This window comes from Bacillus sp. BPN334 (genome assembly GCF_008368885.1).
In the GTDB taxonomy this organism is placed as follows: Bacteria; Bacillota; Bacilli; order Bacillales; family Bacillaceae_G; genus Bacillus_A; species Bacillus_A wiedmannii.
The window spans coordinates 1-447 of record NZ_QOZW01000054.1 but is presented as its reverse complement, the minus strand read 5'-3'; the positions used below and the strand labels follow the sequence as shown (position 1 = coordinate 447).

Sequence of the window (447 nt, the reverse complement as noted above, 5' to 3'; positions counted from 1 at the left end):
ATATAAAATATAGAAGAACGTTATAATAGCTAGTAAAAATGAACCTGCTTGGAATACGAATCCAATTGATTGAATAACTGAGTTAGATTCGATAAACGCTTTATTCAGCGCTAACGTTTGGAACATGTAAAAAATTGAAATGGACATGACAAGACCGACAAGTAAGACGATATAATCTTTCAGCTTACTTTTCAGCCCCGACATGGAAAGTTTAAATAACATACTGGAACCTCCTTTCTTACGCTTTTTGTGTACCTAAATCTGCAAGTACATCTAAAATCTCTTTGTAGAACTCTTCACGCGTACCACCACGATGAATTTCTTTATATAGCTCACCATCTTGAATGAATAAAATTCGCTGACAATAACTTGCACTATACGGATCATGTGTAACCATCATAATAGATACGCCTTGTTCTTCATTTAAGTTTGTCATCGCATCAAGTA

General features: G+C 34.5%; 2 pseudogenes. Both read right to left on the bottom strand.

From position 1 onward, the window contains the following. Positions 1 to 222: pseudogene (locus DN393_RS31175) on the bottom strand (ABC transporter permease); the annotation flags it as partial. A 16-nt stretch (positions 223 to 238) separates the two neighbouring features. After that, positions 239 to 447: pseudogene (locus tag DN393_RS31170) on the bottom strand (bacitracin ABC transporter ATP-binding protein); the annotation flags it as partial.